General features: G+C 62.3%; 12 protein-coding genes and 1 tRNA gene. 6 read left to right on the forward strand and 7 right to left on the reverse strand.

Annotated elements, in window-relative coordinates; genetic code table 11:
* Positions 1 to 51 precede the first annotated feature (51 nt).
* Together ACB037_RS00290 and hinT are read right to left on the reverse strand one after the other, a co-directional pair.
* Complete coding sequence (locus tag ACB037_RS00290) at positions 52 to 1473, reverse strand: COG3014 family protein (RefSeq protein WP_371174746.1); 1422 nt, start codon at positions 1471 to 1473, stop codon at positions 52 to 54.
* Entirely contained in the window at positions 1473 to 1823 is a 351-nt protein-coding gene (gene hinT, locus ACB037_RS00295) for a purine nucleoside phosphoramidase (RefSeq protein WP_010674343.1), read from the reverse strand. The genes ACB037_RS00290 and hinT overlap by 1 nt, the downstream gene beginning before the upstream one ends.
* Before the next feature lie 256 nt (positions 1824 to 2079).
* Between hinT and ACB037_RS00300 the strand changes: the two genes are divergently transcribed.
* Entirely contained in the window at positions 2080 to 4092 is a 2013-nt protein-coding gene (locus tag ACB037_RS00300; RefSeq protein ID WP_041215416.1) for a methyl-accepting chemotaxis protein, read from the forward strand.
* A gap of 70 nt (positions 4093 to 4162) precedes the next feature.
* On the opposite strand, the gene ACB037_RS00305 is transcribed toward ACB037_RS00300, so the two are convergent.
* Entirely contained in the window at positions 4163 to 5047 is an 885-nt protein-coding gene (locus ACB037_RS00305; RefSeq protein ID WP_201894747.1) for a 6-carboxytetrahydropterin synthase, read from the reverse strand.
* A 79-nt stretch (positions 5048 to 5126) separates the two neighbouring features.
* Here ACB037_RS00305 and ACB037_RS00310 point away from each other — a divergent pair, with 79 nt between their 5' ends.
* The 4 genes from ACB037_RS00310 to ACB037_RS00325 all read left to right on the forward strand — a co-directional run bounded on the left by ACB037_RS00310 (position 5127) and on the right by ACB037_RS00325 (position 8820).
* Positions 5127 to 6470, forward strand: a complete 1344-nt coding sequence (locus tag ACB037_RS00310) for a dihydroorotase (RefSeq protein WP_371174747.1) — start codon at positions 5127 to 5129, stop codon at positions 6468 to 6470.
* A 213-nt stretch (positions 6471 to 6683) separates the two neighbouring features.
* Positions 6684 to 6760 (forward strand) — tRNA-Pro (locus ACB037_RS00315).
* 120 nt (positions 6761 to 6880) lie between these two features.
* A complete protein-coding gene (locus ACB037_RS00320; RefSeq protein ID WP_223955526.1) occupies positions 6881 to 7357 on the forward strand; it encodes a hypothetical protein in 477 nt (158 codons plus the stop codon).
* Positions 7358 to 7560: 203 nt separating this feature from the next.
* Positions 7561 to 8820, forward strand: coding sequence for a dicarboxylate/amino acid:cation symporter (locus tag ACB037_RS00325; RefSeq protein ID WP_045525467.1), 1260 nt, complete (start codon positions 7561 to 7563; stop codon positions 8818 to 8820).
* A gap of 73 nt (positions 8821 to 8893) precedes the next feature.
* Here the strand turns inward: ACB037_RS00325 and ACB037_RS00330 are convergent, their stop codons facing one another.
* Positions 8894 to 9340: an isoprenylcysteine carboxylmethyltransferase family protein gene (locus ACB037_RS00330; RefSeq protein WP_371174748.1), complete on the reverse strand. Its 447-nt coding sequence runs from the start codon at positions 9338 to 9340 to the stop codon at positions 8894 to 8896.
* A 179-nt stretch (positions 9341 to 9519) separates the two neighbouring features.
* On the opposite strand from ACB037_RS00330, the gene alr reads away from it, so the two are divergent.
* Positions 9520 to 10746 (forward strand): alanine racemase, encoded by a 1227-nt coding sequence (gene alr, locus ACB037_RS00335; RefSeq protein WP_371174749.1) that lies wholly within the window; start codon positions 9520 to 9522, stop codon positions 10744 to 10746.
* A 54-nt stretch (positions 10747 to 10800) separates the two neighbouring features.
* Here the strand turns inward: alr and ACB037_RS00340 are convergent, their stop codons facing one another.
* The 3 genes from ACB037_RS00340 to ACB037_RS00350 form a co-directional block, all read right to left on the reverse strand.
* Entirely contained in the window at positions 10801 to 11745 is a 945-nt protein-coding gene (locus tag ACB037_RS00340; protein ID WP_029314355.1) for a TerC family protein, read from the reverse strand.
* A gap of 450 nt (positions 11746 to 12195) precedes the next feature.
* Positions 12196 to 13191: a murein tripeptide/oligopeptide ABC transporter ATP binding protein OppF gene (gene oppF / locus ACB037_RS00345; protein ID WP_045525464.1), complete on the reverse strand. Its 996-nt coding sequence runs from the start codon at positions 13189 to 13191 to the stop codon at positions 12196 to 12198.
* Positions 13192 to 14172 (reverse strand): ABC transporter ATP-binding protein, encoded by a 981-nt coding sequence (locus tag ACB037_RS00350; RefSeq protein WP_039038983.1) that lies wholly within the window; start codon positions 14170 to 14172, stop codon positions 13192 to 13194.
* Positions 14173 to 14244 lie beyond the last annotated feature (72 nt).

The raw sequence follows: 14244 nt of genomic DNA on the forward strand, positions 1-14244 counted from the left end.
TGGCCGTCGGCCTGACCGGTCATTCATCTGAGTTGCCATATCCGGTTCCCCCTAGAGGGGCATCACCCGGGTCGTGAGCCCGCTCCCCAGGCGCTGTACCCACACCAGGGTGGTGCGCCCGGCGTGGATGCTGAGTGGCAGGGTGCGCATGGCGCTGCCCGCCCCCAGGGTCAGGGTGACGTTCCCGGCCGGGACCATCCCCTGCCAGCTCGAGGCCTTGGCGGGCAGCGTCAGCCAGCTGCGGGTATCCGCCCGCTCCGAGAGGGTGTTGAAGATCCCCACCAGGATGTTGCCCACATCCCCCCCCTCCTTGGCGGCAGTGCGCCGTACCTGCTCCTTGGCCACCAGCCGCAGGGCCTGCCGGGTCAGCATGCCGGGCAGCCGCTCCTGCAGATCCTTGGCCGCCAGCGCCTCCAGCCTCACCAGCTCGCTGGTCTGCGCCACCCCCTTGCCCACCGACAGGGTGAGCGGGGCGCCGTCGCTGGCCCGATTGTCGTAATAGGGCACCGCCACGGTAAAGGTACGAAAATCGCCGCTGGAGGTGGAGATGGGCAGCGGCAGGAAGAGCTCACGGCGCGCCGGGATCAGGCCATCTTCAAACAGCACCACCAGCTGGCCCTGATCCTTGGCCAAGGGCGGCGCCTTGCGGCCCATCCGTTGCTCGGTCTCCTTGAGCTCCTCGGGAGAGCCGCGAAGCCGGGCCAGGCGCAGCAGGGCATCCTGCAGGCTCTGGTTGTCCGGCGCTATCTGGTAGCCGCGCTGGTAATCGACCCAGGCGTCGTTGAGATCCCCGGCCGCCTCGTAGAGCACGCCGGAGAAATAGAAGGTGTAGGCGTTCTGGAAACCGTTTTTCACCTGGCCTATCAGGCGATCGAGCTCGGGGGCGCCGCGCGACATCAGCTGGCGCATCTCCCCGGCTTCGTCCTCCCGATCCCCCTCCTGCGCGGCCTTGCGCACCTCGTCGGCCCGCCGTTTAAGGGCCTGCTCCTGCACCTGATTGGCACGGCGCACCTCTACCAGGGCGCCGTCGGCATCTCCGCGCTGCAAGTAGTTGAGCGCCAGATAGTGGTGCAGCATGGTGCGCTCGTAATCGGGCGCCTGGTAAGCCAGGGTCTGATCGTTGGTGAGCAGGCTGCCCGCCTGGGCCAGTCCCTGGCTCAGGCGGTACTCTGCCTGATTGTCTTCCCACGCAAGCCGGCTGTCGGCGGCGGCAAAGGCCTGCTTGCTGGGGCCGTCCTGACCCGCCAGCCAGGCGATGCGCCCCTTCTCCAGCTGGTCGAGCACGAAGGTGTCGTCCCCCGGGGTCGATTCGCGCACCTCGGGCAGGGCCTCGGCGGCATGGCCCAGCAGCAGCTGGTTGCGCAGGGGCACCATCTGATCCGAGTAGGAGACGAACATGTCTTTCCACTGGGAGGCACAGCCCCCCAGCAGCAGACCGGCCAACAGCAGGCCGGTCGACGTGACGAGGCGCATCACAGGCTCAGCAGGGGTCCCAGGGGCTCGCCACCGACCAGGTGCAGGTGGATGTGATAGACCTCCTGCCCGCCGTGGCGGTTGCAGTTCATGATGAGGCGGTAGCCGTCCTCGGCGATGCCCGCGTCGCTGGCGAGCTTGCGGGCCACGGTGAACATCCGGCCCAACGCCAGCTCGTGATCCGGCTCCACGTCATTGACGGTGGGGATGAGCACGTTGGGAATAATCAGGATATGGGTCTTGGCCTTGGGCTGGATGTCGCGAAACGCGGTCACCAGGTCGTCTTGATAAAGGATGTCGGCGGGGATCTCCTTGCGGATGATTTTGCTGAAAATGGTTTCTTGCGCCATGGGTAACTCCTTTATAGGAAAAAGAAAATTCAATACAAAGCTCAAGCGGCTCCCAAACAGGCCGCCGCAACGCGCCAAGTGTGACACAAGCCGACATTTGGCACAGCCGTTGTCCCAATCGCTTCAGTTATTGTGAAGAATACCGATAGCGAGGAGACGTCCCGCGAACCACAACGGCATCCCCTTCGGGGCATGCAGGGTATCAAAGGGACGGGGTACTCAGGCAAGGGACTTTTGCACAGACAGCGGGACAATAATGAAACAAACAATGTCAGACCTCTCGATCTTACAGAGAGTCTATCTGGGCTTTGCCATCCTGGTCGCCGTCATGGTCGCCAGTGCGGTACTGACCTTTCGCGGCCAGAGCGAACTCAGCGGCGCCCTGGATCAGGTGACCCAGGAGTCCATGCCGCTGGTACTCGCCAGCAGCCAGACCCAGATAAGCCTGCTCAGCGCCAACAAATGGCTCACCGACGTGCTGACCGAGCAGGATCTCAAGCAACTGCCGGCGGAAGTGGCCGAGTTGCAACAGGCCAAGGGCCAGGTCGACAAGATGGTCGCCAGCCTCAAGCAGCAGGTGGCGGTTCATCCCCAGTTGCAGGCGGACATGACTGCCCTCGTCAAGCTGGTGGATGACTACCTGCAACTGACCCAGACCCTGCCCGGCGAACACGAGGCCCTGCTCACCCGGCTGCACAAGGTCAATCAGGCCAAGGGCCAGTTCCAGGTCAGCCTGCCCCAGTTCAAGAAGAACCTGGGGGACATGATGGTCACCATCGACGACAGCTTCATCAAGATGCTCTCCGAGACCCTGACCACCAAGCTCTCCGCCATCGAGCTCTCCACCATGGATGCCCTCAACCAGAGCATCCCCGCCCCCATCGAGGCGGCGCTCAAGCGCAACAAGATGCAGATCGAGGGCTTCAACAGCACCATCAAGGATCTCCAGGGAGAGCTCAAGGACTTCGACAACAACATGGGCCACTACGTCCATGGCTTCGTGCGCGACACCACGGGTAATGACGGCGTGCTCTCCCAATACCTGGCCCTGATGAAGCAGCAGCAGGCCATGCGCGAGCAGAGCAAGCAGGCGAGCCAGCTCATCCTCAGCATCCAGAACAAGCTGGAGGGGATCACCGCCCAGAGCCAGCAGCTGATGAACGCCAGCATCCAGGCCTCCGATCGGGTGCAGACCCAGAGTACCCTGACCCAGGGGATCAGCATCGCCATCGCCATCTTCGTCGCCATCCTGGTGGCCTTCACCCTGGGCAAGGCCATCCGCCGCCCCCTGAAAGAGCTGCTGCGGGTGCTGACCGAGGTGACCCAGGGTGACATGACCCAGCGGGTCGGCTTCAAGAGCCAGAACGAATTCGGCCAGCTCGCCAGCCAGATCAACCTGCTGATCCACCAGATGGGGGATGTGCTCAAGCAGCTCTCCCAGGCGTCGACCCAGCTCAACAGCGCCGCCCACGACAACCGCCACACCACCGAATCGGTGCGGGCGGATCTGGAAAAACAGCGTCAGGAGACCGCCTCGGTCGCCGCCGCCATGACCCAGATGGAGGCCTCGGTGCGGGAGGTGGCCCAGGCCGCCAACCAGACCCTGGAGCGGGTGCAGGATGTGGAGAAGGCCTCCGAGATGGGGCGCAAGGTAATGGCAGGCAACATCACCACCACCCATCAGCTCGCGGGCAAGCTGCAGCAGACCGGCAAGGTGATTGGCGACGTGAGCGCCATGAGCGGCCAGATTGGCAACATCCTCGACGTCATCCGCGGCATCGCCGAGCAGACCAACCTGCTGGCCCTCAACGCCGCCATCGAGGCGGCCCGTGCCGGCGAGCAGGGACGCGGGTTTGCGGTGGTGGCCGACGAGGTGCGCAACCTGGCCGGTCGCACCGCCCAGTCCACCAGCGAAATCCAGACCATGATCGAGAACCTGCAGCAAGGCGTCGCCCGGGCGGTCAACGTGATGCAGGAGTGCTCCCGCGAGATGGACAGTTGCGTGGATCAGAGCTCCCAGGCCAACAACGCCATGGAAGAGGTGCAGGGCATCGTGGTGCTCATCAGCGACATGTCGAGCCAGATAGCCTCCGCCGCCGAGCAGCAGCAGGCCACCAGCGCCGACATCGCCACCAACCTCAACCGCATCTCCGACATCTCGGATCTCAACTATCAGGGCATAGAGCGGGTCGCCGAGACCAGCCAGCAGCTCGACTCCCTTGCCGAGCAGCAGGAGGGGCTGGTCCAGCGCTTCCGCCTCAGTGCCTGATGGCCACGACCCGATACGACAAGGCCCCGCATTGGCGGGGCCTTGTTTTTTACTGGCATGTGGCGCGGGATCAGGCGTAGGCGATGGCGCCCTTGCCGACCCCTTCATAGGCGACAATCTTGACGAACTTGTCCCCTACCTGCTTCTTCACTTCGCGGGCGATGTAATGGGCCAGCAGCTCGATGGTGGTGTCGGTGTCGATCATCTCCACCTCCGCCGCCGGCATGGCGAGCTGGAACAGCCCCTGGGGCGCCACATACTTGAAGCCGATGTAGTGAGCGTTCCCTTCTTTCAGTGACGCCTCGGCCCGCTCGCTCAGGGCGAGTTCGCCAAGGGCCACCCTGTCCTCTTCGGTGCCCAGGTAGATGTCGGCCCAGCGCTCGGCCCAGTTCAGCTCCAGCTCCTCGTTGCGCGCCCCGTCCACCTCTATCTCGATGGGAGAGCGGTGGCCGTGGGCGATGCGCTGGCAGTTGCCGTCGTGCTTCTTGAGGCCGTGGCTGTAGTGGTAGAAGGCGCCCTCGATGCGCTCCTGGCGCAACGTCAGGGAGAGATCCTTGATGTTGCCCGGCAGACGCTTGGCCAGTACCCCCAGCAGATAGCGGGTCACCGACTCTTTATCCACCTGGGGGGCGGGAATGAAGGCGAAGCCCTGGGTCGGGCAACGCAGGTGAATGGCGCGACCCGGACGCAGCAGATCCACGGTGCTCTCGTCGTTGTCCAGCGCGTGGACATGGACCAGGGGACATTCCGTCGGCACCAGCAGCTTGTGATCCACCTCTTCATCGATGATCGACTTGATGAGCTTCTTCACCCGACCGAAGTCCAGCAGCATGCTCATCTCGTTGAGCTCGCCGCTCATCTCGATGTCCACCAGCCAGCTCTCGCCCACCATGCCGCGGCGCTCGCATAAATAGCTGGAATCGATCACAGTCAAATCTCTAACAAATAACTTCATTACTCAGGCCTTGCTACAGAGAAAGGGCGGTTTGCGCTATTATGACCCGCGATCACTGACAAAGGAACCGGACTCCCCCATGAACAAATTGCTTATCAAGAATGCCACCCTGGTCAACGAAGGCCGCATCTATGCCTCCGACGTCCTGATCGAGGGTGAGCGGATCGCCCGCGTCGCCCCGGACATCAGTGCCCCCGATGCCGTGGTGATCGATGCAACGGGCCGTCATCTCATCCCCGGGATGATCGATGATCAGGTCCACTTCCGGGAGCCCGGCCTGACCCACAAGGGAACCATCGCCAGTGAATCCCGGGCCGCCGTGGCCGGTGGCACCACCAGCTTCATGGAAATGCCCAACGTCAATCCCCAGACCACCACCATCGACGCCCTCGAAGCCAAATCCCAGATCGCCGCCAACTCCGCCGCCGCCAACTACAGCTTCTACCTGGGTGCCACCAACGACAACCTGGAAGAGATCAAGAAACTCGATCCCAAGCAGTCCTGCGGCATCAAGATCTTCATGGGGGCCTCCACCGGCAACATGCTGGTGGACAACCAGGAGACCCTGGCAGCCATCTTCCGCGAGAGCCCGGTGATGATCGTTACCCACTGCGAGGACACCCCGTCCATCAAGGTGCTGGAAGACGAAGCTCGCGCCAAGTGGGGCGAAGACGTGCCCATGCGCGAGCACGGCCGCATCCGCAGCGCGGACGCCTGCTACAAATCCTCCAGCATGGCGGTCTCCCTGGCCAAGCAGTACGGCGCCAAGCTGCACGTGCTGCACCTGACCACGGCGAAAGAGCTCTCGCTCTTTACCGCCACCCCGGATCTGAAGGATCTCAAGGACAAGAACATCACCGCCGAAGTATGCGTCCACCACCTCTTCTTCAACGAGGCGGACTACGACACCCTGGGCAGCCAGATCAAGTGCAACCCGGCGGTGAAGAGCGCTGCCGACCAGCACGCCCTGCTGGATGCGGTACGCAACGATGTGCTCGACATCATCGCCACCGACCACGCCCCCCACACCTGGGAAGAGAAGCAGAACAGCTACTTCAAGGCGCCGTCCGGCGTGCCCCTGGTGCAGCACTCCCTGCAGGCGCTGCTGGAGCTCTACCACAACGGGGTCTTCAGCCTGGAAACCATCGTCAAGAAGACCTCCCACGCGGTGGCCGAGCGCTTCCAGGTGCAGGATCGCGGCTACATCCGGGAAGGCTACTTCGCCGACCTGGTGCTGCTGGATCTCGGCAAGCCCTACGTGGTCACCGACAGCAACCTGCTCTACCTGTGCGGCTGGTCCCCGTTCAACGGCTACCGCTTCCAGAGCACCATCGAGATGACCCTGGTGAACGGGCAAATAGCCTGGCAGAACGGCCAAGTCACCGACAAGGTATTGGGCAAGCGCTTGACCTTCAACCGCTGATCTCGGCTTGAGAACATCACGCCAAACGGCCACCTCCGGGTGGCCGTTTTTCCTGCAAGACAGCGGTGAGGTGCCGACAAAATGCACCACTGGTCGCACTTTGATCCGAAGTTGCTCGCAAAGCAGGCAAACGATCTCGAACCTGAATTTCCCCTGTTGACAGGGTCGGAGCATCTCCATAAACTCCCTCCCCGTCAGCCGAGCTGACTCCGTCGGTGTGTAGCGCAGCCAGGTAGCGCATCTGCATGGGGTGTAGAGGGTCGGAGGTTCGAATCCTCTCACACCGACCAAATTCCCCGAGAAAGGCCTTGTCAGACGACAAGGCCTTTTCTTTTATGGTCTTCCGCCGCGATTGTCTCTCCGATCCCTTTGTGCTGTAGTAAAACCCCCTTTGCCAAGCGGCCCGCATCATGTTGCCTTCCCTTCGTACTTTCTGCACCCTTGCCCTCAGCGCCCTGCTGGTCGGCCAGCTCGCGGGCTGCGCCACCGCCTATGACAGTGAAAAATCGTTCTGGAATGGCCAGACCGGTTTTTCACAGACCCAGCTTGGCCCGGCCCGCTGGCAACTGGAGTTTGTGGGCAACGATCTGGTGGACAGGGAAACGGCGCGCAAATACGTGCTCAAGCGGGCCGGTGAGGTGGCACTGGCAAAGGGATACCCCTGGATTCAGGTCGAGACGCTGACCCTGTCGCGGGATGCCGTCAGGGTCACCCCGACCCGCCCCCAATTCGGGTTCGACGAGTACGAGCCAGACACCTTCATGGACGACATGCAGGTGGAACATCGCACCTCGGCCCTGCTCGTCTTCACCCTGGAGGCCAGCCCCCGGGACGCGCAGAGCATGGAAGCTGTTTATCTCGCGAAAATTAAAATAAACAGCGATTAATACAAATAAATCACAAGATGCATATCAAATGCAGCTAACAACAGCACAAAACTCCGAAACAAGTCACTGGATTTCCCCTTCGCGATTAGGCATGCTCCAGCACACCGGCTGTCTGGATTCCACCGCCCGGATCACAAAAAAGGACTGAGGCGGCCCCTCGCCGCCTGCACAGGCATTGCACCTATCGAAACCGGAACTCCCCCATGAAAATGAACAAGTTGACCGTTGCCATCCTCATTGCGATGTTGCTTGGCATCGTGACCGGGCAGGGTTATCGCCTGCTCGCGCCCGCACAGGCCGCAGGCTTTGCCGATGACATCACCCTGCTGACCGACATCTTCCTGCGCCTCATCAAGATGATCATCGCCCCCCTGGTGTTCACCACGCTCGTGGTCGGTATCGCCAAGATGGGCGACACCCGCACCGTGGGCCGCATCGGCGTCAAGACCCTGGGCTGGTTCATGCTCGCCTCCCTGATGTCCCTGACCCTGGGGCTGGTCATGGTCCACCTGATGCAACCTGGGGTGGGGCTCTCCCTCTCCCTGCCCGATGACGGCACCAGCTCAGGCGTGGTTGCCACCGCCATCTCCCTCAAGGATTTCGTGACCCACGCCATCCCGAAAAGCGTGGTCGAGGCGATGGCCACCAACGAGATCCTGCAGATCGTGGTCTTCTCCCTCTTCTTCGGGCTGGCCGCCGCCGCCTTGGGGGACGACGCCAAGCCCGTGGTCAAGCTGATGGCCAGCGGCGCCGAGATCATGCTCAAGGTGACCGGCTACGTGATGAACTTCGCCCCGTTCGCGGTGTTTGGCGCCATCGCCGCCATGGTCGCCAAGGAGGGGCTCGGCATCCTCGCCACCTATGGCACCTTCATGGCCCAGTTCTATCTGGCGCTCGGCTGCCTCTGGCTGCTGCTCATCGCCATGGGCAGCCTCTTCATCCGCCGCCGCATCCTGACCCTGCTCGCCCTCATCCGCGAGCCCATCCTGCTGGCCTTCTCCACCGCCAGCTCCGAGGCCGCCTACCCCAAGACCCTGGACAGGCTGGAGAAATTTGGCTGTGACAAGCGCATCGCCAGCTTCGTGCTCCCCATGGGCTACTCCTTCAACCTGGACGGCTCCATGATGTACTGCACCTTCGCGGTGATGTTCATCGCCCAGGCCTATGGCATCGAGCTCTCCACGGCCCAGCAGATCACCATGCTGCTGCTGCTGATGGTTACTTCCAAGGGAATGGCCGGGGTGCCCCGCGCCTCCCTGGTGGTGATTGCCGCCACCCTCAACCAGTTCCACATCCCGGAAGCGGGCATCCTGCTGCTGCTCGGTATCGACCACTTCCTAGACATGGGGCGCTCCGCCACCAACGTGCTGGGCAACGCCATCGCCGCGAGCGTGGTGGCCAAGAGCGAAGACAGCCTGGGTGAGACCGCCCCCCTCGGCGAGGTGGACACCGCCAAGGCGTGATCCCCCCTGACACCCATGACAACGGCCCGCTTCTGCGGGCCGTTGTCATATGCCTGATGGGGCACGCCGCGCCTCAGCACCAGCGCCTGACCTGTCGGCAATAGTTGTCATAGGCATCGCCGAATTGTCGCCGCAGCGCCTGCTCCTCCGCCAGGATCTGGAAGCGGGTAAGCCAGCCCCAGAGCAGCAGCGGCCCGAGCCACACTGCCATGCCTCCCAGATAGCACGCCAGCGCCAGGGTCCAGCAGAGCAGCCCCAGGTACATGGGATTGCGGCTGATGCGATAGACGCCCCGGGTCACCAGCACCCGGCTGTTCTCCAGCCGCTGGGGGTGCACAGTGGTGCGCTGCTGCCAGAAATGCAGAAGCGCACCGCCCCCCAACAGGGCTCCCGCCAGCCACAGCGTGGCGACCAGCACCAGCCACAGGGGCGCTGCCCTCCCCTCGCCCCGCCCCAGCCACATGGCGAGCACGATGACGACGAACAGCAGCAGCGGTGGAATCCGCAACGTCAGCTTCATATTTTCTTCCTGCAACACGTGCCACGATTGACGCCGTTGAGATACACTCCCAGAGTCGGCATCTGGATAAAAAGTGAAATATATCATTAGCATAGCAACATGCCATGATCAGACCTGCCGCAGCTCGCCTCAGCGATGAGCCCAGCCTCAACTCAAGACAATAAGAAAGGACTTGCCCCATGCACAAGAAAACACTGCTCGCGACCCTGATCTTTGGCCTGCTGGCCGGCCAGGCGGTCGCCGCCCCCTATCTGCCGCTCGCCGACGACCACCGCAACGGTCAGGAACAGACCGCCGCCAACGCCTGGCTGGAAGTGGATCTCGGTGCCTTCGAGCACAACATCCAGACCCTGAAGAATCGCCTCGGTGACAAGGGCCCGCAGATTTGCGCCATCATGAAGGCGGACGCCTACGGTCACGGCATCGACCTGCTGGTCCCTTCCGTGGTCAAGGCAGGCATCCCCTGCATCGGCATCGCCAGCAACGAAGAAGCACGTGTTGCCCGCGAGAAGGGCTTCGAAGGTCGCCTGATGCGGGTGCGTGCCGCCACCCCGGATGAAGTGGAGCAGGCCCTGCCCTACAAGCTGGAGGAGCTCATCGGCAGCCTGGAGAGCGCCAAGGGAATCGCTGACATCGCCCAGCGCCATCACACCAACATCCCGGTGCACATCGGCCTGAACTCCGCCGGCATGAGCCGCAACGGCATCGATCTGCGCCTGGACGATGCCAAGGCCGATGCCCTGGCCATGCTCAAGCTCAAGGGGATCACCCCGGTCGGCATCATGACCCACTTCCCGGTGGAGGAGAAAGAGGACGTCAAGCTGGGGCTGGCCCAGTTCAAGCTGGACTACCAGTGGCTCATCGACGCCGGCAAGCTGGATCGCAGCAAGCTCACCATCCACGCCGCCAACTCCTTCGCCACCCTGGAAGTGCCGGAAGCCTACTTTGACATGGTGCGCCCGGGCGGCATCATCTATGGCGACACCATTCCCTCCTACACCGAGTACAAGAAGGTGATGGCGTTCAAGACCCAGGTCGCCTCCGTCAACCACTACCCGGCGGGCAACACCGTCGGCTATGACCGCACCTTCACCCTCAAGCGCGACTCCCTGCTGGCCAACCTGCCGATGGGCTACTCCGACGGCTACCGCCGCGCCATGAGCAACAAGGCCTATGTGCTGATCCATGGCCAGAAGGCCCCCGTCGTGGGCAAGACTTCCATGAACACCACCATGGTGGACGTCACCGACATCAAGGGGATCAAACCCGGTGACGAGGTGGTCCTGTTCGGACGCCAGGGTGATGCTGAAGTGAAACAATCCGATCTGGAGGAGTACAACGGTGCCCTCTTGGCGGACATGTACACCGTCTGGGGCTACACCAACCCCAAGAAGATCAAGCGCTAAGCAAATTGCTGGCATGAAAAAGGGCTCCCGAGGGAGCCCTTTTTACTGCAACGTTCACGCCGCCTTTTTGCGGGTCATCAGCAGACTCAGCCCCATGGAGGCCAGCAGGATCAGCGCCACCACGCCAAGGGCGATGCCGGTCGGTATCTTGAAGATATCGAGCAGCAACATCTTGACCCCGATGAACATCAGGATCAGCGCCAGGCCGTATTTGAGCAGGGCGAAGCGATCGGCCACCCCGGCCAGCAGGAAGTACATGGCGCGCAGGCCCATGATGGCGAAGATGTTGGAGGTGAGCACGATGAAGGGATCCGTGGTCACCGCGAAGATGGCCGGGATACTGTCCACCGCGAAGATGAGGTCGCTCACCTCCACCAGCACCAGGATGAGCAGCAGCGGGGTCGCGTAGCGCACACCGTCACGCCAGACGAAGAACTTCTCCCCCTCCAGCGTCTCGGTCACCTTGAAGCGACGACGCATCCAGCCGAGCAGGGCATTGTTCTCGAGATCCGGCTCCTTGTCGGCCGCCCACAGCATCTTGGCACCGGTCAGCAGCAGGAAGGCGCCGAACAGGTAGAGGATCCAGTGGAACTGCTCGATGAGCCAGCTGCCCGCGAACACCATGCCGGCGCGCATCACGATGGCCCCCAGCACCCCGTAGAGCAGGACCCGGCGCTGCAGCTCCGCCGGGATGGCGAAGTAGCCGAACAGCATCAGCCAGACGAAGACGTTGTCCACCGCCAGTGCCTTTTCGATGAGGTAGCCGGTGAGAAACTCCAGCCCCTTCTGGTTCGCGATCTCGCGCCCGGCACTGTGATCCAGCCAGAGCCAGATGGCCAGGTTGAACAGGAGCGCCACGCTGACCCAGATGAGAGACCAGATGCCCGCCTCTTTCAGCGACACCTTGTGCGCCTTGCCGCCACCGACAAAGCGGATATCAATCCACAACAGGACCAGCACTATGCTGAAGAAACCGGTCCACATCCACCATTCACCCATTTTCACTTCTCCCAAAACGACAAAACCCACGGCCGGGAGGCAGTGGGTTCGCGTTTGGAGCAGATACACCTTGCCTCTCGGCAAGGTCTCACTTACAGCCGATTGACATCGACTGCCCGGCTGCCGGGTGCACTGCAGGATATGGGTGCACCGTAATGACGACAAACCGGCGAGAAGTTACTCCCCTTGTTGCGCGGATAGTAACAGCCTCGAAAGGTGACGCCAAGGGGCATCTTCACCGTCCCATGAAAAAGGGGCGCCACCTGGGCGCCCCTCGCAATATGGCTCTCCTTAGAACCTGTCGACGAGCTGTCACGAGAGGTCGTCAACAAGGTAAAGAGCAGCGCAGGAACCGGAATGTATATGAATACATGAGCACTCTTTGTTACAAACAAGCGAGCAGCGCATGAGCCTTGATCACGGCCTCGCAGCAAGATCGTTAACAGGTTCTCAGAGCGGGTCCACCTTGAGGCAGGAGACCGCGTGGTCGAAGTTGCCCTCGAGCTGGGGCCGGGTCTTGGCGCACTCCGGACCTGCCACCGGGCAGCGGGTACGGAACACGCAACCGGAGGGCGGATTCATGGGGGATGGCAAGTCCCCTTCCAGGATCTGGATGACCTTGCTGCGCTCCAGATCCGGATCCGGGATGGGGACCGCCGACATCAGCGCCTTGGTATAGGGGTGCAGGGGATTGGCGAAGATCTCCTTGCCGGTCCCCAGCTCCACCGCGTTGCCCAGGTACATCACCAGCACCCGATCGGAGATGTGTTTGACCACGGAGAGGTCGTGGGCGATGAAGATGAGGGAGAGCCCCATCTCCTTTTGCAGGGATTTGAGCAGGTTCACCACCTGAGCCTGGATGGAGACATCCAGCGCCGAGACCGGCTCGTCACAGATGATCATCTTGGGCTCGAGGATGAGCGCCCGGGCGATGCCGATGCGCTGGCACTGGCCGCCGGAGAACTCATGGGGGTAACGGTTCACCAGGTTCGGCAACAGACCCACCTTGGTCATCATGGCGCGCACCTTCTCCTTCACCTCTTCCCTTGGCAGGGTCGGGTAGAAGGTGATGAGGGGCTCGGCGATGATGTCGCCTATGGTCATGCGGGGGTTCAGGGAGGCCAGCGGGTCCTGGAAGATCATCTGGATCTCCTTGCGCTTCTCCCGCAGGGCGTTCTGCTCGAGCTTGGTCAAGTCCTGCCCAAGCCACACCACCTTGCCGTCGGTGGCCGGTACCAGGCCGATGAGGGCACGGGCGAAGGTGGATTTGCCGCAACCGGACTCCCCCACGACGCCCAGGGTCTCCCCTTCGTAGAGGCGCAGGGTCACCCCGTCCACCGCCTTCAGGGCGGAGGGCTTGGCCCAGGGCCAGGCCTTGTCACTCTTGATGCTGAAGTGAACCTTGAGGTCGGACACTTCCAGCAGCAGTTTCTTGTCAGTACCCATTTAGTTCACTCCCTTGATCATGGCATCCGATACCCAGTGGCACGCCCGCTCCCGGCCGTCGTTGAACGGTGTCAGGATCGGCGATTGCTGGCCACAAATCTCGCTCACCCGGTGGCAACGCTCCTGGAAAGGGCAGCCGGTGGGCAAACGCAGCAGGTTGGGCGGATTGCCCGGAATGGTGGGCAGCTCTTCCCCTTCGGTGTCGAGGCGGGGAATGGCGCGCAGCAAGCCTTCGGTATAGGGGTGGCTCGGGCGATAGAAGATATCGTTGACCCGGCCGTACTCCATGGTCCGGCCTGCGTACATCACCAGCACCTTGTCGCAGATGCCGGCCACGACGCCAAGATCGTGGGTGATCATGATGATGGCGGTGTTGAACTCGCGCTTGAGCTCGTTCATCAGGGTCATGATCTGGGCCTGTACCGTCACGTCCAGCGCCGTGGTCGGCTCGTCGGCGATGAGCAGCTGCGGCCGGCACAGGAGCGCCATGGCGATCATCACCCGCTGGCGCATGCCGCCGGAGAACTCGTGGGGGTACATGTTCATCCGCTTGCGCGACTCGGGGATCTTCACCGCATCCAGCATGCGCACCGACTCCTCGAAGGCGGCAGCCTTGGTCATCCCCTTGTGCAGCATCAGCACTTCCATCAGCTGATCCTTGACCTTCATGTAGGGGTTGAGCGACGTCATGGGGTCCTGGAAGATCATGGCGATCTTCTCGGAGCGGATCTTGTTGAGCTTGTGCTCCGGCAGATTCAGGATCTCGTCCCCCTGAAATTTGGCCGAGCCGGTGATGACACCGTTCTTGGCGAGCAGCCCCATGATGGCAAAGGCAGTCTGGGACTTGCCTGAGCCTGACTCCCCGACGATCCCCAGGGTTTCGCCAGCAGAAAGAGAAAAGTTGAGGTCGTTGACGGCCACCACATTGCCGTCCGGGGTCTTGAACTCGACCCGCAGATCTTTCACATCCAGTAATTTCATCTCAGTACTCCTTATCGCGCTGTCGTGATGGGGGCCTGCCCGTGGTGAACGCGGTGCGTTCCCTGAACGGGT

It is taken from the genome of Aeromonas sp. S19(2024), from assembly GCF_041402625.1.
GTDB classification, from domain to species: domain Bacteria; phylum Pseudomonadota; class Gammaproteobacteria; order Enterobacterales; family Aeromonadaceae; genus Aeromonas; species Aeromonas caviae.